Genomic DNA, 18,442 nt, shown 5'->3' with positions numbered 1-18,442 from the left:
CGTGGTGACTTTTACTAGGAGCGTCTAAAAGCACTCTCTCGACGGTAAATTAACAGATAATTAAGGATTGTGAAAAATAATCGTAATATGTCAAATAACAGTATAGTAAATAACTAGTTGATGTTTAAAAGCTGTACATAGCTTTCGTTACTGTCAATGATTACAAAACAAAAGATTGGAGAACTATGAGTATGAAAATTCCTCGTAGAGGTTTTTTTATAAAAGGTGGTTTAGCCCTTACTGGGTTAGCATTACCTAATCTTGTTCAGAAAGCTTACGCTCAAAGAATACTCGAGTATCCTGAAGCCGAGCCTAGTAAAAAAGCTGTTATTGAGTATACGGCTCATCTACAGGATCTCGGCGACACGAACTTTATTAAGCAACCTCTTTTATGTGGAACAACAGGGCAAAGTAGAAGGTTGGAAGGATTTTTAATTAGACTTGCACCTGGTTCTCAAAATGTGGGTTTGCGATACTTCGCACACATACAAGACCAAGGAGACACAAGCTGGAAATTTTTGAATCAGTATTGTGGTACTAAAGGCCAGAGCCTTCGATTAGAGGGATTTGCAATAGAACTTACGGGATTGTCCATCCTAAATTATGATGTTTACTACTCCGCACATCTTCAGGGCACAGGAGATACACCTTGGTATAGAAACGGCGAGTTTTGTGGTACGAGGGGGCAAAGTATAAGGGTAGAAGCAATTTCTATCTTTATTGCAGACAAAATTTGATATTCTGTGATTAACCCGGCGTTGCTAGGGAGCATCCCAATTTAGCAAAAATAGGACTTACGCAAAAATCGCCAACTGCGCTTAATTTATCGAACCGCCTTTGCTTCTCTACAAGAGGCTGCGCCAACAGAACCTGCGCGTTCGGGTAGCATCTGGTAGAGAAGAATCGGAAAGTGTGCGTAAGTCCTATTGCGTATAAAATAGCAGCAGAAAGGTGAAATCGCTAATGAATATTCACAGATAACAGATTCTCTATCATAAGTAAGAGCCATAAAGAAGCTAATATTTGCAACGATCGCTTCTGAAGCTACAAAAAATTATTCATGCAAATTCAAACACCAGACTGGGTGAAACACGCGGTTTTCTACCAAATCTTTCCAGACCGCTTTGCTAGAAGCAAAAAACCCCGCAAACGGCTGCTGCGTGAAGCCCGTTGGGAAGATTGGGACTCTATGCCAACACTCCAGGGTTATAAAGGCGGCGATTTATGGGGCATCATGGAGGGTTTAGACTACATCCAGGATTTGGGGATTAACGCGATTTACTTCACACCCATTTTTCAATCCGCTAGCAATCATCGCTATCATACCCACGATTATTATGAAGTTGACCCGATGCTGGGGGGCAACGAGGCTTTTAAGGAATTATTAGATGCAGCCCATCAACGGAATATCAAAGTTGTTCTGGATGGCGTGTTTAACCATTCCAGCCGTGGTTTTTTCTTCTTCCATGACGTTTTAGAGAATGGCCCCCATTCGCCTTGGGTAAATTGGTTCAAAATAGAAGGCTGGCCCCTTTCACCCTACAATGGGGAATTTCCTGCAAATTACGTGGGTTGGGCAGGAAATCGTGCTTTACCAGAATTTAACCACGACAATCCAGAAGTGCGAGAATACATTATGGAAATTGCCGAATATTGGATAAAATTCGGCATCGACGGTTGGCGATTAGATGTACCATTTGAAATAAAAACTCCTGGATTTTGGCAGGAATTCCGCGATCGCGTCAAGGCAGTCAATCCCGAAGCTTACATTGTCGGCGAAGTGTGGGGAGATTCCCGCGAGTGGTTGGATGGAACGCAATTTGATGGGGTGATGAATTATCTATTTGCTGGGCCGACAATTGCCTTTGCAGCAGGCGATCGCGTAGTCTTAGAACAAGTCCAAAGCCGCGACTATCAACCCTACCCACCCTTATTTGCCACCGAGTACGCCACCAAAATTCAAGAAGTACTGCAACTTTACCCTTGGGAAATTCAGCTAACTCAACTCAATTTGTTAGCAAGTCACGATACAGCCCGATTGATGACTATTGCAGGCGGTGATATAGGTAGTATAGAATTATCAACTTTACTGCTACTCACCTTTCCCGGTGCGCCCAGCATTTACTATGGTGATGAAGTTGGTTTACCTGGTGCAATAGATCCAGACTCACGCCGTAGTTTTCCTTTAGAGAGTAACTGGAATCAAGAAATTTTCAATACTCATCGTCAATTAATTGCCCTGCGCCACACATACCCAGCCTTGCGTACAGGTGATTACCAAGTCCTCCATGCTCAAGGACAAATTTATATCTTTGCGCGAACTTTAGGGACAGAGGAATTGATAATTGCCGTCAACGCTGGCACAAGTTCGGTAACAGCCAATGCAGATGTAGTCAGTTTGCGTACTCAACCCAACAAACTGTTATATGGTACTGCTGAAGTTGAGTGGAATAGTGAAGGAGAAACTCACCAATTGACGTTGACTATTCCCGCACGCAGTGGCTGCATTCTGGGAGTAGGGAATTGAGGGGACAAGGGCAGGGCTATTTTATTCTCATCTAGTCCGCCTCAGAATGAATTCTGAGTCTAATAGCCAAAGTCGTCTAAAGACGACTGAGAAAAGGTTATAGTCCAATACGCTTGGGTTAAGGCTAAAACCCTTTGTGAAATCAATTTTTTTAATGAACCTTATTAGGCGCAGAGAACACAGAGAGAAGGAAAAAATGCTTAACTGAACTGTATTGGGTTATAGTCCGTTTTAACGGACTTTAGCTAAAAGCCAAAGAACTTCAGTTCTAGGCGGTTTCTGTCTAGAACCAAATAGCCCTGAGGACAAGGAGAATAACCAATGCTCAATGCCCCATGCCCAATGCCCTTATTTCCCCGCAACCATTGCAGGCATTAACACCGCATCAATAATATGGATCACGCCATTGTCTGTCAAAATGTCCGTTTTGATGACATTGGCGTTATTAACCTTAAATTTACCGTTGGCAGATTCAATGGCGACAATTGACCCTTCAAGCGTCTCTGCCTCATTAATCTGTACCAAATCATCAGACCTAACATCCCCACTAGCGATATGATATGCAACAATTTTCTGAAGCTTGGGGATATCTTGTAGTAGCGAGTCTAAAGTTCCCTCTGGCAGATTGGCAAAAGCTTCGTCAGTTGGTGCAAATAGCGTGAAAGAACCAGGACTTTTTAAAGTTTCTATGAAATTTGCAGCTTCAGCAGCCTTCACCAGGTTATTGAAATTTCCCGCGTTGATAGCAGTTTCCACAAGGTCAGCCATAAGGGTGTGTGACTTTAGTCAGGTAATATTATAAGTAACTTATATTGACTAAAACACTCTCAACCTCTATCAAGAGAGAGGTTGCTTGCGATTAAATACACAGCAGCAGATTTATCGGTACTGCTACACTGGGGAATAACCCCAAGAACCACTGATTATGCTAAAGCGTTCTAAGTTCGAGACAACTCAATCTCAGATTATGCACCGTTCTGAGGAGCTGATTAGTGCAGCCTCAAATCGTTACCGCATTACGGTTCAGGTGGCAAATCGTGCTAAACGTCGGCGTTATGAAGACTTTGAAAATAACGAAGATGCGATGATGAAGCCAGTGTTAAGGGCAATTATCGAAATGTCTGATGAATTGACTCAGCCAGAAATTATTGGCGAACTATAAGATTGAGTGCTGAGTGCTGAGTTAGGAGTAGAGACGCGATTAATCGCGTCTGTACAGGAGTTCTGAGTTCTGAGTTCTGAATAAGGCAGATTCATATTTTCACTCAGCAACGCCTAAAATATAGCTTTTCCTAATCAAATGAGGTAGATCATAGCCCCCTCATCGCTTGCGGGGAGGGGGTTGGGGGTGGGGTTCTTGTACCTACTCAACTAAGAACCGCTATACCGTTCTATGAAAAAGAAAAAATTTCTGTTTAAATCAATTTTCTCAAAACTCAAAACTCAGTACGGGCTAAACGCCCCGCTAACGCTAACAGCAATACTGCTTACCTTAATGATAGTAGGTGTAATTGTTTTGGGTTCAGGGGCGAGCAAATCGATATATACAACTTTATTTAGTATTCAACCTGCTGATGCTCAGAGAATCACACCTAGCGATGTTTGGCAGCTAGTATATCAGCAATTGCCTTCTTTACCACGAGAAAATAAGTATATTAGCAAAGAAGATGGTCAAGTTGCCGAAAACAACACCTTAGTAAGTCGCCTGATTAGATATCACATTTATACCAAAGGGCGGGCCCCAATTTATCGCTTAGATTGGAAGCTGACTTTAGCTGATTACCTGGGTGCGAACGAAATTATGTATGATACTCCCTATCCAGGCAATGATACACTACGGGAAAATCCGATGGAAGGCGATCGCAAAGCCGTTACTCGTCTCACCCGCAGCCAACGAAATGCCCTAGTCCAAGTCTTAGTCAATATATTTAACCCTACCCAAAATACCCAATCTCCCACCCCCAACACCACACCCAGCCCTAACACATCAACCACCCCACAGCCACCCCAACGAGGAGGTGCCGAACTACTGAAATGACCAAACCCAGAGTCCAAAATCTTCCTTTGCGTTCCTCTGCGTTAAACCTCAGCGTCCCTCTGCGTTTAAAAAACTAAGCTATGGAACGCCTTGTAAAAACTGGATTTGGCTGGCGTATAGGCCAGAACCCCGATGCACCAGAATTTAAAGCTTTAATCGGTACAGATGATTGGGCAATTGAGTTAACCGAAGCCGAGTTGAATGATTTTTGCCGTCTACTAGCACAGCTAGCAGACACCATGAAACAACTCGCAACAGAATTAATGGAAGAGGAAAAAATTGCTTGTGAAGCCGAAAGCGATTTATTATGGATGGAGGTAGAAGGCTATCCTCATGCTTACAGTCTGCGCTTCATCTTGAATACAGGGCGATGTGTAGAAGGTAAATGGGATGCTTCTGCTGTTCCTGATTTACTGCAAGCGACTGGGATGCTTAAGGTTTTTTAAATTAGCCTCTTGCTTATCCTAGAGTTTTGCTGTATGATAGTAATTCTGACCGGGGCGTAGCGCAGCTTGGTAGCGCGCCACTTTGGGGTAGTGGAGGTCGTGGGTTCGAATCCCGCCGCTCCGATTGATGATAAGCCATGCCTGCTAGTCTTTTCAAAAGATTGGCAGGTTTTTCAATCAGGTCTGCGAGACGATAACAAATCCTTAGCACAAAATCATTCCAAAACTTCACTACAAATAATAATTGGAATTGGCACAGACATTGCAGGTAAACTATTATTATTATTCAGCCATTCGTGCATATTATGTTGCCGGTAAATTTGCACCAATTGATTAAACAATTCCTGACCGACGAAACCATTACGTCGCAGTATATTTAACTCTCGGTTAATTACTTGAGTTATAGAACTACGAAACGCCTTTTCTAGAATATTAACTTCACCTTTTACTTCTTCGTCAGTAATTAATTTAAAAAATATTCTCAGTTCACGGAGAATATACAGTTGTCCTTGAGTCAAACGCTGATTAAATTCCCGTTCTGCTTGGCGATGCTTCACTTCTTCTGCAAATTGAGATTTGACACGCATCACAGCAGAGTTATGCTCTTTGCTAACTCTTAAGGTAGGAGTAGTAGAATCAGCTTTAATTGCACCCAAAATGCGGGGGATATCCCTAGAAACTATATTTCCCTTATCGTCTAATAAAAACAACTGCTGATAGCCTTTGATTTCAGGTCGAGCTAGAAAGGAAGAAGTAACCTACCGCAAAATGGGCTGCTGCTGATGAGTCGAGAATGCAGTTGATTTGGTCTACTAATTTTTGATTGCGATTATCTATAATATCATGTATAGGCATAAGTTCTATAACTAGTAGTTGAATAAAATTATGAGCGATTCAGAAGGTATAGAAAAACTGGTTGAATCTAACGCTAAAGCAATTCAAGCATTGACAGAGCAATCGAATCAACTCATTCAATCTAACGCCAAAGCAATTCAAGCATTGACTGATTTATCTAGTAGCATTTTACCGAGGCTAGATGAGATGCAACGGCAAATGGTTAATACACAACGCCAAATGATTGATAATCAAAGAAGAATTGATGATAATACGGCAGATATAAGAGAGTTAACCCTAGAAAATCAGAGAATTTTGAAATATCTAGAATCTGGGAAAAAATAATTTTGCTAAAGCTGATAGATAATCTATGCTTCCTTGGAATTTTAACCAACCTTTTTTCTGGATAAATCCAATGAACATTAGACGGTTAAATAATTTTTGAGTAAATAACCGTTTACGTTCCTTCTCTGTGTTCCACTCAATTAATCCTTCAACTTTCTCAAAGGTTTTACGATACTCTTTAAAAAACTCTTGGGTGACAGCTTCAACATCAAACGCCTCATCATGTCGTGTCTGAATATCTAAGGGTGATGCGTTTGGATGAATATTTTCCAAATCCAACAGACTGATTCTTTCTGTGGCTGTGCGTAATTGTTCACCTTCTCCAACGGTAATCCGGCGGAACAGCTTTCGTTTTTGCAGGGTGTTGTCATATTTGACATTAATAAAGTGCCACTGCGATCGCAATTTATTAGAAAATACAAATAGTGCATAAGGATGTTCCTTCAAAAGATAATCAACGACTCTTCTTTCACCTTGTCTTGACAACTCTTCTGAACTCAAACGCGCATAAATAATATGAAAAGCATTATTAGCACCACCAGACGCTAATAACAAGGGTTCATCTATCAGTTCATTAGCAACTACATCAGTCAATTTTCGACGAGAAAGTTCTTTATTTACTCGTTCGTAGTTCAATTGACTCCAAAACAATTTTTTGAGTGCATCAAGACTTTTCAGGTTTTGGAGTAAATTTAATATAGACTCTTGCAGTTCTAATACAGGCATAAATATAAGACTTTTAGCAGATGTGTATTTTTACCAAAAACCGCGCAGTAAACTCTGACTACGAGGCTTACACCTCGCAGCATTTCTAAAGTTTTTAAGATATGAAAAATTGCCGCAACTCAGATAAATATCTGCTGCGTTTAAATTGTTCTATACCTCTAAATTAAAAAGAATTAATCTGTAATGAGATATTTATAGAAGTAGGATGTTTCCACAAAGCTACAAATTATATAAATTTAATTTACCTGGATGTTATTTTGTTCAGTAAATACACTGGATTAACTAAGATTTACCCCACCCTAACCCTCCCCTTATCAAGGGGAGGGAACTAAATTTTCTGTTTCCCCCCAATATATCGGGGGGATTAAGGGGGGTAATATTCAAAGCTTCTTTCTTAAAAGGAGAGAGGTTAGGGTGTATTGCATATACGAGAAACGCTATAGGTAAGCTTGTAGGCAGAAAGGAGTAATAATAAAATTGCGTTCAGTCGGTGAATACCCTAAAAAATTTGGTATGTTACTCATGCTCAGACACTTACGCAACCGTAAAATTTTCTCGGTGGCTATGCTTGTGCTTGTTATATGCTTTACTCTGTTAAGTGTGCGTTCATTTGGGCAAAGAATTATGACATCAGCACCCCAATTGCTCACCGACCCATTTTTACAACTGCCAACTGAAACCTCAGTGCGAGTAGTTTGGTTTACTGAGTTTGCTGGTGTTAATCATACAGTAACCTACGGTGAAAATCTCAAACAAACTGCTAAGGCAAATACTACCAAACTCACTCGCACTCGTGAAGACCAACACTCAAGAGTTGCAAACCAAATCAAAGACGAACAAGTTTATCAAAAACCCGTCCAACGCGACATTTGGCGGCATGAGGCTGAGGTGATTGGGTTAACTCTTGGTTTGCGGGTAAACTATCGCATTACGAGTGTGCGAGAAGACGGCGAAACTGTTAGCAGTGATATTTTTAGCCTCGCAGCTACTCCAAAACCGGATACACCACTAAAAATTTTACTCACCTCTGACCATCAATTAAAGCCGATGACGGCAGCAAATCTGCAAAAGGTGGTAGAAACAGTTGGACGGGTTGATGGAGTGTGGTTTGCCGGTGATTTGGTAAATGTTAGCGATCGCGCCTCAGAATGGTTTGATGATAATAGTGGTGGTGCGTTATTTCCCGGTTTACAAGGTCGTGCTAAATATGACATGACGCACGACGGTGTTAAAACAACCTATACTGGTGGACAAATAATTCAACATGCACCCATGTTTACTTGCATTGGCAATCATGAGGTGATGGGGCGATTTGCCAGGAGGGGAAGTTTAAATGATGAATTTGATGATACAATTCCCCGTGCCGTCGCTCAAAAAATCTACCGGGACAAATCTTTAATAGATAATTCTTTTAATACTAATACCTACGAAGAGATTTTCTCTTTACCAAAAAGTAGAGAGGGTGGAAAAAGATATTATGCAGTCAGCTTTGGTGATGTGCGTTTGGTGGTACTCTACGCTACGAATATGTGGCGGACTCCCAGTTTAAATGGAAAGCATAGGGGTAGATATCGAGAAGCCGAAAAGGATTTAAATAATCCTGAAGATTGGGGTTATGGACAGCTGATTTATGAGCCAATTGCTAAAGGTAGCAAGCAGTATAATTGGTTAGAGGCAGAACTCAACAGTCCTGAGTTTCAACAAGCAAAATACAAAGTTGTGATGTTCCATCATCCGCCCCATACTCTGGGTGATAATATAGTTCCTGCTTATACAGAACCAGTTCAAATAATTGAACGGGATGATAATAATATCAAAGCAGTGCGTTATGAGTACCCAAAAGACGCAGATTATATTATCCGCGATGTTGTCCCAATACTTGAAGCGGCTGATGTGCAATTGGTATTCTATGGGCATTCCCATTTGTGGAACCGCTTTGTTAGTCAGAGTGGAATGCACTTTCTAGAAACATCTAATGTGGGCAATACTTACGGCGCTGCTTGGGGTGATAGAAAGCGAGAAGTGCCAATTGGATATCAAGAGGATTATGTTAAGCTTGGTGATCCTAATGGGTTAGAACCGATAGTGCCAACAATTTCCCCCTTGTTGGGTGAAGATGGAAAGCCGATGCCTTATATTTCGAGTAATGATATTACGGTTTTTAGTATCTTTGACACGGGGACGGGTACGATAAGTAGTTATCGTTTTGATACTCGCAAGCCTGATTCGGAAGTATTGAAGTTTGATGAATTTAAGTTGAAATAGTGTCATAAGAGAAATCTAGGTTACGCATTGAAAACCTGAAACCTCGTTTGCGTAGCGTGCGCGAAGCGCATTCCCCCTTAAAAAGGCTTGTCATTACATTACTCTCATTTGTTAAATCTTGGGCTTGGTTACTATTCCCGCCTCGGAATAAATTCCAAGGCTAATAGCTTGCATTCCTCTCAAGAGGACTAAATACAAAATTTTCAGCCATGTAGATGACTATCATAATTGAAAACCTGAAACCTCGTTCGCGTAGCGTGCGCTTCGCGCACTCCCCCTTAAAAAGGCTTGTCATTAGATTACCATCATTTGTTAAATCTTGGGCTTGGTTGCCATTCCTGCCTCGGAATAAATTCCAAGGCTAATAGCTTGCATTCCTCTCAAGAGGACTAAATACAAAATTTTCAGCCATGTAGATGGCTATCATGTCTAAAATGGAGAATTTCAGTCCACGCTTAGTGGACTTTAGCTGTTAGCCCAGAACTGAAGTTCTGGGCGGGATGTCGGGTGAGTGCGATACTGTAAAAAAAGGGGGGATATCTTCTGCGTAAGTCCTAAGATCATAGACTAGCGATCGCTTCGGCAACTAGCTTAGAAACAAAGGGCAAAATTGCCTGACTCTTAGCTTGCGCTTTACCTTCAGTAAATACCACTAAAAGGTAAGGGCGCTGCTCTGGTAACTCAATATACGCGGCATCATGGCGAACTTGACTTGTCCAACCTGCTTTTGACCAAATTTGAGCATTTTCAGTCAGTCCACCACCTAAAAAACCGGTTACCTGATTTTCCTCGGTGTCAGTGGGTAAATCGTTGAGAGGACGTTTGAGTAAAGCCATCATTGCTTGCGATCGCACACTTGAAACCGCCACCCCACCTACAATACTATGCAGTAACCTGGCGATCGCATTTGTGGTCAACATATTGCGATTTTCCAGTAACTCTCCCACAAACGCCCGTTCTCGTCCATAAGGGCCATCACCCCAAGTTTTTTGACAGACGTTAATTGTCTCCATTTCTTCCCAACCCAAAGATTGGTAATAGCGGTTAACAATATTACGCTGATATTTCCAGGTTTCAAAGGGCCCAGTTGGTAATTCTGGCCCTGATGTGGTACCACTGAGAATATCCACAACCAAGCTGGTAGCATCATTACTAGAATCTATAATCATATCCCGCAAGGCTCGCTCCAACTCTTTGGAAGTTTGAGTCATGCCTTTTTCTAGCCATTCATTTACCGCCACCAGGTAAAATAGCTTGACTACACTGGCGGGATAAATCCGCTCAACACCACGATAAGTAAAACCACGGACTGGATGATCCCAAAAAGCGTTGGGAGTCAGCGCACCACCAGTATTTACTAGCACTGGTGGATCGTAAACAACCCAAGTCAATGCAATTTGGTTACGGGCTAACGTCGGAAATGCTGCCCAAGTTGCATCTAAAATGCCTAACCCATGATTTTCGAGTTGTTCGTCTTTATTAAAAAAAATCATTCTCGAATAATGTCCTTTAATCTAAAATCCCAAATCCCAAATCTAAAATCAGGGGAGTATCAGTGTTTAGCTAACCTAAATTTATATGATTCTCCTGAATGTACACGCTTGGCAACTCAAGCCGCATCTGGGCGGCATTTGTGGGTAACATCAAATCATCAAAATTTAGCGGTTGAGGTGTATTTGTGTGAAGATGACTATCCCGGATGGGTATCCCTTTCAGATTTTGATTCATTACAATCTGCTACTGTACCTTATCAAGCTGCAACATTTTCTGAATCTGAGATTCAAAAACTGCTAGCGGAGATTATCGCCTTTACCCAAAAAGCGATGCAACAATCCAATTATTACCTTTGGGGTGGTACGGTTGGGCCAAATTATGACTGTTCTGGGTTGATGCAGGCGGCGTTTGCTTCGGTGGGTATTTGGCTACCTAGAGATGCCTATCAACAGGAAGGATTCACTCAACCAATTACTATTGCAGAATTAGTAGCCGGGGATCTGGTATTTTTTGGAACTAGCCAAAAAGCAACCCATGTCGGGCTTTATTTGGCGGATGGTTATTACATCCATAGTTCTGGGAAAGATCAGGGACGGGATGGGATTGGAATTGATATTCTCTCGGAACAGCGAGATGCTGTTAGTCAGTCGTACTATCAGCAGGTGCGAGGTGCTGGTAGAGTTATCAAGAGTTACGAACCACGGAGACGCTGAGGGCGCTGAGGCTTATGAGGAGTGGGAAGGTTTATCAAGGGTTGAGTGAAGAGAATGGGGCGATTTCAGCTATTGTCCCAGATGTTTCGGTGGTGCTGCCGATACATGACGAGGTGGAAAGTTTGCCGCTTTTACTAGAAGCGATCGCATCTACTTTATCCTCTCGTCAAATAAATTATGAAATCATTTGTGTGGATGATGGTTCTACAGATGGTTCCGGGGATTTTCTTAAAGAACAGGCGCAAATCCGCACTAATTTAAAGGCGGTGATTTTGCGTCGTAACTACGGGCAAACTGCGGCGATGGCTGCTGGATTTTATTATGCAGTCGGTAAAGCGATCGTCACTTTAGATGCTGATCTCCAGAATGATCCGGCTGATATCCCCATGTTATTAGCAAAGCTGGATGAGGGTTACGATTTGGTGAGTGGTTGGCGGCAAAAACGCCAAGATGGTGCTGTAAATCGGTTACTTCCTTCCAAAATAGCCAATTGGCTAATTCGTCATACTACTAGCGTAAATATTCATGACTATGGCTGTTCGCTGAAAGCCTATCGTGCAGAACTGCTAGCAGATATGAACCTCTACGGAGAATTACACCGATTTTTACCCACTTTGGCGTACATCGAAGGAGCTAGAATTACTGAAGTACCAGTGCGTCATCACGCCCGTCGCTTTGGTCGCAGTAAATATGGGATTTGGCGGACATTCCGCGTGTTGATGGATTTGTTAACCATCCTGTTTATGAAAAAATTCCTCACCCGCCCAATGCACGTTTTTGGGCTGTTGGGCTTGATTTCAATGGTTTCGGGAACTGCGATCGGAATTTACTTGACTTTCGTCAAATTGGCTTTAGGTGAGATGATTGGCAATCGCCCTTTGCTAATTTTGGCAGTGCTCCTACTGGTAACTGGAGTGCAGTTGTTTTGCTTCGGTCTTTTAGCAGAATTGCTCATGCGTACATACCATGAATCCCAAGGACGCCCTATCTATCGCGTGCGAGAGGTGGTAGCAAAAAAGGTTAAGTAACGTAACAATGGTAGTCATTGGTCATTGGTCATTAGTCATTAGTAAATAGTTAAGGGTAAATATTGGTTGACTCTAGACAAAGGACAAAGGACAAATGACAAATGACACAAAACTCATTAAATAGCATCTACCTTGAAAGCATTTAATACCTTTGATACCGAACTGCGACGGAACCTGCTGATTTTATTTACGGCAGGTTTATTATTCTGGTCGAGCATGTCTTCGCTCTTACCAACCCTACCGCTTTACATCGATGATGTGGGCGCAAGCAAGCAAGAAATTGGGATTGTGATGGGCAGTTTCGCTATTGGGTTATTGCTATCTCGCCCGATGCTGGGACGGTTAGCCGATGAACGTGGTCGAAAAATTACCTTATTGATTGGTACGATAGTAGCTGCGATCGCACCCTTCGGTTACTTAGCAACTCAATCTCTTGGGTTATTAATCCTGGTGCGGATTTTTCACGGGATTAGTGTTGCCGCTTTTACCACTGGCTACAGTGCCTTAGTCGCAGATTTAGCTCCCACTAAAACTCGTGGCGAAATCATTGGTTACATGACCCTAGCAACTCCCCTTGGTTTAGCAATTGGCCCTGCCTTGGGTGGGTATTTGGAAGCTACAAGTAGTTACGGGATATTATTTCTCTTCTGTGCCGAATTGGGTTTTGTCGCTCTCTTGGAGATTGTACAAGTCACGAATCCGCCAGTACAGACACAACAGCAAACTGAAGAAAACGATCACAACTTTTGGCAAATTTTGGTCAGTCCACGGGTGAGAGTTCCAACGATAGTTATGTTGTTGGTTGGTTTGTCCCTCGGTGCTGTACATACTTTTGTGTCGTTATTCCTCAAATCCACTGATGTAGACTTCAATGGCGGACTGTTTTTTACAGTTGCGGCAATTTCTAGTTTTAGTATCAGAGTCTTTGCTGGTAAGGCAAGCGATCGCTTTGGTCGTGGTTTGTTTATCACCTTTGGTATTTTTTGCTACGTTTTAGCGTTAATACTGCTGTGGCAGGCTCACAGCGCGATGTTTTTCTTACTGGCTGCGATCGCTGAAGGTGCTGGTGGTGGTACACTCATCTCCATGATGGTCACGATGATGGCAGACCGCTCACTGCCACAAGAACGGGGTCAAATTTTTGCTATATGTATAGCTGGACTTGACCTGGGAATTGCGATCGCTGCTCCTCTTCTGGGTATCATCGCAGAACTTGTAGGCTACCGCGATATGTTTGGCTACGGTGCTGTGATCACTTCTGTTGCACTTATTCTTTTCCTCACCCAGTCGAGCAAAAACCTATCCAACTCCCTGCGCTTTGCACTAGGTCTAGCTCCAGATGCTTACGCCTTGAACAACCTAAAAGTTAGGAGCGAGGAACTTTAACTCCTCACTCCTAACTTTCAACTCTTAACTTTTAAAAACGGGCGAGGAGGGATTCGAACCCCCGACACCGTGGTCCGTAGCCACGTGCTCTAGTCCACTGAGCTACACGCCCTCACCGACAATCTATATTAACACGTTCTAACTAAATGGCGCAAGATAATTTTCCATCTAATTTTGCCAACTTAACCCATCTGGATCACCAAGGACAGGCGCAGATGGTAGATGTATCTGATAAAGCACCCACCGTCCGCCAAGCAGTAGCCGCGGCCAATGTGCGGATGCTGCCAGCCACCTTCGCTGCCATTCAAGCCGGAAATGTTCCAAAAGGGGATGTATTGGCAACTGCAAGATTGGCTGGGATTATGGCAGCCAAGCAAACAGCCAGTTTAATTCCCCTGTGTCATCCGTTGCCTTTGCAAAAAATCGCAGTCGAAATTATACCCGATCCCCAACTACCTGGTTATCAAATTCAAGCCACAGTCAAAACCAAAGCCGAAACTGGTGTCGAGATGGAAGCCTTAACTGCCGTTTCTGTGGCTGCCCTGACTTTATACGATATGGCAAAAGCCTTAGAAAAGTCGATTCAAATTGAGTCAATTCGTTTAATAAGTAAGAGTGGCGGTAAATCAGGAGATTATTAAGAGCCAGAGCAATAACAATTCAAAATTCAAAATGACGCTCTCTACGAGACGCTGCACGAACGCGGACTCGCTCTAAGCGAAGCCATGCCGAAGGCTTTACGCTGCGCTAACAAAATTCAAAATTAAAGACTCCTCATCATCTGGTAGTTTCTCTTACAGAGAGATCATCTCCCTCATCCCCAGTTATGGAAGATTATCAGGATCAATGCCGAGATTACGCAAATATGCTGCTAACTGTTGGGCGCGTTGACGTTCTTGTTCAGCGCGTTGACGTTCTTCTTCTACCAATAACTCAGCCTGTTCTACCCGTTGATTGAGTTCCAGGGAATTCAAAAATCTCTGTCCATCTGGACGGTAAATTACTAACTCCCCTTGCCCAGTTTGAAATCTAATTCCCAAACGGGGACTGACCCAACCATCCATTTGCCATAGCTTATTCAAATGGTTGTTTTGCCGCAACCAACCATCTAGTTGAAAACTTTCAGGGTCGTATAAATAGTATTCTTCAACACCATAGGTATCGTAAAACTCCAGTTTACGCTCCATCTCTTTGGTATCATTACTATAAGAAAGAATCTCAAATACTACTTGTGGTGGAATATTATCTTCTTGCCACTGGCGATAGGAACGACGTTTACCCTTTGGTCTACCGAAGACAACCATCACATCAGGTGCAGTCGGTGTAATCAGCCGAGAACGGACAGGATACCAGAGCAAATCTCCCGCAATCAAAACACGATCATTATTAGCAAACAGAATCTCTAAATTCTCCTTAATCAGGACAATCCAACGATATTGCTCTGTATTGTCTGCCATTGGTTTGCCATCGCTATCTGGATAGAGGAGATCGGGGTCTATTTGCTCAAAGATCGTCATAGGATTTAACCTAGCTGCTCTTGACTTCCAGTTCAATTATGACTGGTTGTAAGGGTCTAATAGCAACCACTGCCACAAAAACCTTAGAATGAATAGGGTGTATTTAAATCTGTAACAAATATTTATGCCTCCTCGTTGGCCTCGCAAACCCGATCGCAAAGATCCTGATTACCGCAAGATCGATGACCGGATGAATTTTGCCGTGCATGTAGCGATCGCTGCTACTATCAATTCTGGCTTGTGGTTTTTCCACATATTGAAAGACACTCCTTGGGAGTGGCTGCCTTGGGTGACTTTAAGTTGGACAGGAATAGTGTTGGTGCATCTGATTTATATTAGTGCGATCGCTAACTACACCGAAACTCCACCAAAATCCACCTGAAGATGGATTACTCATGCTGGGGCGATTGTAACCTCTGGTAGTAGGATTAGGCTGTTAATTGAGCCATAATGTAAAAAAGCCTGAGATTTCGCACTTTTTCTTAATGTAGGGTTATTTTTATGGCTAAGACTAACACCACAGAACTACTAGAAGCCCTAGCAGCTGAAATTGGCGAAAGCGTCTACATAGACGTTGCCAAATGGCATCTTTATTTATCTAATGCCAAACTGCATACAGTTGTTGCCGAGCAACTGTATCCCTTAATTACTTCCAACGCTGTCAATGAAGACCGAGTTTTACAAGTCTTGGGATCGATTCCAGTAAAAATTGGCGGCGGGAAACGTGAAGTTCCTTTAATCGATCTACTACCCCTGCAATGCCAGGTGAATTTAGTAGATATTTTGGAAAAATATCAACGTGATTTCTAATCGCTAAAACCAAGATTATCTTAGTTGGACAATTTTATTAATCAGCATTCCCTGATTCGATTTTAGCTTCGGGATTAGGTATCTATTTGCTGTGTCTATTTTATAAAAATGAACTCCACAGATACACAGAGATAAATCTTGTGTAATTTATGTGTGGATATCTAATAAAAATTTCCTTTAACAATTAAGGAATTTCCGCGTTCAAAATCGGTTGAGATTTGAGCGAGTTTATATTGAGACTCGCTTTGAACTTCCATGCAAACTCATTGAGGCAATTTCTATGCTTTTACAAGTCAAAGATAGTGGCGAATTGGTAAAGATTGTTGAAATTCAGGAATTAATTGACCCGAATAATGATGTTGTTCACGCAAAAGACCAAGAAGGTCAAGAAGAACAGCAACCTGAAACTTTTAAAAAAGAAAATCTCGTTTTTCCTTCAGGTGAAGTTTTACCACGCTGTTGGTTAGATGCTGACTATAGACACGACAACGCTTAATGATTTTAAAATCAGGTAATTTGTAATAGTAGGGTAGCACATCTGTGCTACCCTACTATGTGCCAGATTATGACGCAGCTTTTTCTCCTACCGTCACCGTTTCATTCTGCTGAGATTTAGGGAAAAATGTCTTAGTAATCCAGTCAGTCAAGATGTGAGACAGTAATCCCATAGGGCCAGCAAACAAACACAGTGCAAGGGAATGAATTGTCCAAATACCTGTTTTTTGTCCTTCCCAATAAATCCATCGGCCGACGAATAAATCCATCACTAAAAAATGAATCCAACCCGTTGCAGCAGCCGTTTCATCTGTAAAAAATCGCGCAATATCGGCTAATTGGGGATTCGATAAAGCTTGGGCGTTTTCTGGTGTAATACTCCTGACAAACAAATACAAATACGCCCCAGCTAACAGCACAAAAGGCAAATATGATGACATAATCTGCCGTGTAACTTTCCAATTTGGCAATAAAATCATCAACGCCCAAAAAGGCAATACGAAAAGATTGGCAACGTTAAATAGTTGAGAGATGGTCATACTTTTCTAAAGTGCAAGATTTTCAGCTATTATTGTTTTTTACTTGGAATTAACTAATTATTCATAACTCGTAACTTTCAGAAGATAGATCCACGACAACTTTTACGAAGTCGGGGATCTGGGTATACTTATAAAGCTACAAGTTGTGATTCGATTTCTGAAGACTTCAAATCACGTCCAATGAAAACTAAGCGGGTTTGCCGGGCCTCTTCGGGTTTCCAGGGGCGATCGTAAAATTTATCAAATCGAGTTCCCACGCCTTGCATCACTAGGCGCATGGATTTATTTGGCACTGCCACAAAGCCTTTAATCCGGTAAATCTCTTGTTGTTGTGCTAATTTCTCTAATTGCTGTTGCAACTTTTCAGGGTCAAAGGTACGATCCAAAATTAAATTAGCTGAGGTAATTTCTTCGTCGTGCTTGTGGTCTTCTTCTGTATCGTGATGACTGGGACGAGAATCTAAATTGTCTTCCACTGCGGCTTGGAATCCTAATAATATAGATGCATCGAGTTGAGAACGTAGGCGTAGCCCGCCGGAGGCATCGCTCTCGACAATCTTCACCACTCTGGGCAATTCTTGCTTAATCAATTCCTCAACTCTGGCTTTTGTCTCGGCATCTACCAAGTCAATTTTATTTAACACCACTAAGTCTGCACAAGCAAGTTGGTCTTCAAACAGTTCTTGCAAGGGTGTTTCGTGTTCTAGATTATCATCTGCTTGGCGCTGGGCTGCGATCGCCTCTGGATCGCTAGCAAATGTCCCTGCTGCTACCGCCGCACAATCTACCACGGTAATTACAGCATCCACAGTGGCGGCGTTGCGAATTTCTTGCCAGCGAAAAGCCTTCACCAGTGGTTTTGGCAAGGCTAAACCAGAGGTTTCAATCAAAATGCAGTCGATGCTATCCCGCCGCTTGATTAACTCTTGCATCGTCGGGTAAAACTCTTCCTGCACGGTGCAGCATAAGCAGCCGTTAGTTAATTCAAAGATATTAGTGTCGCCCTCACCATCTTCCGGGCAAACTTGACAGGATTTTAACAATTCGCCATCAATACCGAGTTCACCAAATTCATTGACTAAAACGGCAATGCGGCGTCCTTGATTGTTTTGTAGCAGGTGGCGAATTAGGCTGGTTTTTCCACTACCTAAGAAGCCTGTGATCACTGTGACAGGAATTTTCGTAGCCATATTTTTGCCTGATTTACTCAGTATGGTAAGTTTTACGGGTTACAAACTTAAATACTGAGATTAAGCTTGGTGTAAAGATTGATATCATG

General features: G+C 42.3%; 21 protein-coding genes and 2 tRNA genes. 15 read left to right on the top strand and 8 right to left on the bottom strand.

The genetic code is table 11. From position 1 onward, the window contains the following. Positions 1–191: 191 nt before the first annotated feature. Together LC653_RS18655 and LC653_RS18650 are read left to right on the top strand one after the other, a co-directional pair. Entirely contained in the window at positions 192–737 is a 546-nt protein-coding gene (locus LC653_RS18655) for a hypothetical protein (protein WP_229496024.1), read from the top strand. Positions 738–1,060: 323 nt separating this feature from the next. Further along, positions 1,061–2,527: a glycoside hydrolase family 13 protein gene (locus tag LC653_RS18650; RefSeq protein ID WP_229496022.1), complete on the top strand. Its 1,467-nt coding sequence runs from the start codon at positions 1,061–1,063 to the stop codon at positions 2,525–2,527. 348 nt (positions 2,528–2,875) lie between these two features. On the opposite strand, the gene LC653_RS18645 is transcribed toward LC653_RS18650, so the two are convergent. Then, a complete protein-coding gene (locus LC653_RS18645; protein WP_229496020.1) occupies positions 2,876–3,295 on the bottom strand; it encodes a fasciclin domain-containing protein in 420 nt (139 codons plus the stop codon). Positions 3,296–3,452: 157 nt separating this feature from the next. On the opposite strand from LC653_RS18645, the gene LC653_RS18640 reads away from it, so the two are divergent. The 4 genes from LC653_RS18640 (at position 3,453) to LC653_RS18625 (ending at position 5,135) form a co-directional block, all read left to right on the top strand. After that, positions 3,453–3,689 carry a DNA-directed RNA polymerase subunit omega gene (locus tag LC653_RS18640; RefSeq protein WP_100900204.1) on the top strand — a complete coding sequence of 79 codons (237 nt, stop codon included), beginning with the start codon at positions 3,453–3,455 and terminating at the stop codon, positions 3,687–3,689. 333 nt (positions 3,690–4,022) lie between these two features. Continuing rightward, positions 4,023–4,565: a hypothetical protein gene (locus LC653_RS18635; protein WP_229496107.1), complete on the top strand. Its 543-nt coding sequence runs from the start codon at positions 4,023–4,025 to the stop codon at positions 4,563–4,565. Positions 4,566–4,645: 80 nt separating this feature from the next. Continuing rightward, on the top strand, positions 4,646–5,011 hold the full coding sequence (locus tag LC653_RS18630; RefSeq protein ID WP_229496018.1) for a DUF1818 family protein: 366 nt from the start codon (positions 4,646–4,648) through the stop codon (positions 5,009–5,011). Positions 5,012–5,061: 50 nt separating this feature from the next. Beyond that, a tRNA-Pro gene (locus LC653_RS18625) sits at positions 5,062–5,135 on the top strand. 91 nt (positions 5,136–5,226) lie between these two features. On the opposite strand, the gene LC653_RS18620 is transcribed toward LC653_RS18625, so the two are convergent. Continuing rightward, positions 5,227–5,721: a hypothetical protein gene (locus LC653_RS18620; protein WP_229496016.1), complete on the bottom strand. Its 495-nt coding sequence runs from the start codon at positions 5,719–5,721 to the stop codon at positions 5,227–5,229. Positions 5,722–5,896: 175 nt separating this feature from the next. Between LC653_RS18620 and LC653_RS18615 the strand changes: the two genes are divergently transcribed. Next, on the top strand, positions 5,897–6,190 hold the full coding sequence (locus LC653_RS18615; protein WP_229496014.1) for a hypothetical protein: 294 nt from the start codon (positions 5,897–5,899) through the stop codon (positions 6,188–6,190). Here the strand turns inward: LC653_RS18615 and LC653_RS18610 are convergent. Beyond that, positions 6,170–6,916: a hypothetical protein gene (locus LC653_RS18610; RefSeq protein ID WP_229496012.1), complete on the bottom strand. Its 747-nt coding sequence runs from the start codon at positions 6,914–6,916 to the stop codon at positions 6,170–6,172. The genes LC653_RS18615 and LC653_RS18610 overlap by 21 nt on opposite strands. Positions 6,917–7,540: 624 nt before the next feature. On the opposite strand from LC653_RS18610, the gene LC653_RS18605 reads away from it, so the two are divergent. After that, entirely contained in the window at positions 7,541–9,181 is a 1,641-nt protein-coding gene (locus tag LC653_RS18605; RefSeq protein ID WP_229496011.1) for a metallophosphoesterase family protein, read from the top strand. A 560-nt stretch (positions 9,182–9,741) separates the two neighbouring features. Here the strand turns inward: LC653_RS18605 and LC653_RS18600 are convergent. Beyond that, positions 9,742–10,674, bottom strand: coding sequence for a serine hydrolase (locus LC653_RS18600; protein WP_229496010.1), 933 nt, complete (start codon positions 10,672–10,674; stop codon positions 9,742–9,744). A 9-nt stretch (positions 10,675–10,683) separates the two neighbouring features. On the opposite strand from LC653_RS18600, the gene LC653_RS18595 reads away from it, so the two are divergent. The 3 genes from LC653_RS18595 (at position 10,684) to LC653_RS18585 (ending at position 13,802) form a co-directional block, all read left to right on the top strand. Next, positions 10,684–11,388, top strand: coding sequence for a C40 family peptidase (locus LC653_RS18595; RefSeq protein WP_229496009.1), 705 nt, complete (start codon positions 10,684–10,686; stop codon positions 11,386–11,388). Between the two features lie 14 nt (positions 11,389–11,402). Further along, complete coding sequence (locus LC653_RS18590; RefSeq protein WP_229496008.1) at positions 11,403–12,416, top strand: glycosyltransferase family 2 protein; 1,014 nt, start codon at positions 11,403–11,405, stop codon at positions 12,414–12,416. 132 nt (positions 12,417–12,548) lie between these two features. Next, entirely contained in the window at positions 12,549–13,802 is a 1,254-nt protein-coding gene (locus LC653_RS18585; protein ID WP_229496007.1) for an MFS transporter, read from the top strand. 38 nt (positions 13,803–13,840) lie between these two features. On the opposite strand, the gene LC653_RS18580 is transcribed toward LC653_RS18585, so the two are convergent. After that, positions 13,841–13,914: transfer RNA gene (locus LC653_RS18580), tRNA-Arg, on the bottom strand. 34 nt (positions 13,915–13,948) lie between these two features. Between LC653_RS18580 and moaC the strand changes: the two genes are divergently transcribed. Continuing rightward, positions 13,949–14,443 carry a cyclic pyranopterin monophosphate synthase MoaC gene (gene moaC / locus LC653_RS18575; RefSeq protein ID WP_229496006.1) on the top strand — a complete coding sequence of 165 codons (495 nt, stop codon included), beginning with the start codon at positions 13,949–13,951 and terminating at the stop codon, positions 14,441–14,443. A 183-nt stretch (positions 14,444–14,626) separates the two neighbouring features. Here moaC and LC653_RS18570 read toward each other — a convergent pair whose 3' ends face one another. Continuing rightward, entirely contained in the window at positions 14,627–15,319 is a 693-nt protein-coding gene (locus LC653_RS18570) for a Uma2 family endonuclease (protein ID WP_229496005.1), read from the bottom strand. 124 nt (positions 15,320–15,443) lie between these two features. Between LC653_RS18570 and LC653_RS18565 the strand changes: the two genes are divergently transcribed. The 3 genes from LC653_RS18565 to LC653_RS18555 all read left to right on the top strand — a co-directional run bounded on the left by LC653_RS18565 (position 15,444) and on the right by LC653_RS18555 (position 16,625). After that, entirely contained in the window at positions 15,444–15,701 is a 258-nt protein-coding gene (locus tag LC653_RS18565) for a hypothetical protein (protein WP_229496004.1), read from the top strand. Between the two features lie 119 nt (positions 15,702–15,820). Continuing rightward, the gene (locus LC653_RS18560) at positions 15,821–16,129 is read left to right on the top strand and encodes a DUF3181 family protein (protein ID WP_229482455.1); all 309 of its coding nucleotides are present in this window, start codon (positions 15,821–15,823) and stop codon (positions 16,127–16,129) included. 280 nt (positions 16,130–16,409) lie between these two features. Further along, positions 16,410–16,625: an acetyltransferase gene (locus tag LC653_RS18555; protein WP_229496003.1), complete on the top strand. Its 216-nt coding sequence runs from the start codon at positions 16,410–16,412 to the stop codon at positions 16,623–16,625. Positions 16,626–16,692: 67 nt separating this feature from the next. Here the strand turns inward: LC653_RS18555 and LC653_RS18550 are convergent, their stop codons facing one another. Both LC653_RS18550 and cobW read right to left on the bottom strand, forming a co-directional pair. Beyond that, entirely contained in the window at positions 16,693–17,163 is a 471-nt protein-coding gene (locus LC653_RS18550; protein WP_229496002.1) for an ABA4-like family protein, read from the bottom strand. Between the two features lie 128 nt (positions 17,164–17,291). Further along, the gene (gene cobW / locus LC653_RS18545; protein WP_229496000.1) at positions 17,292–18,353 is read right to left on the bottom strand and encodes a cobalamin biosynthesis protein CobW; all 1,062 of its coding nucleotides are present in this window, start codon (positions 18,351–18,353) and stop codon (positions 17,292–17,294) included. Between the last annotated feature and the right edge of the window lie 89 nt (positions 18,354–18,442).

It is taken from the genome of Nostoc mirabile CHAB5784 (genome assembly GCF_020829645.1).
Classification (GTDB): domain Bacteria; phylum Cyanobacteriota; class Cyanobacteriia; order Cyanobacteriales; family Nostocaceae; genus Nostoc; species Nostoc mirabile.
This window is presented reverse-complemented; position numbering and strand designations above follow the sequence as displayed.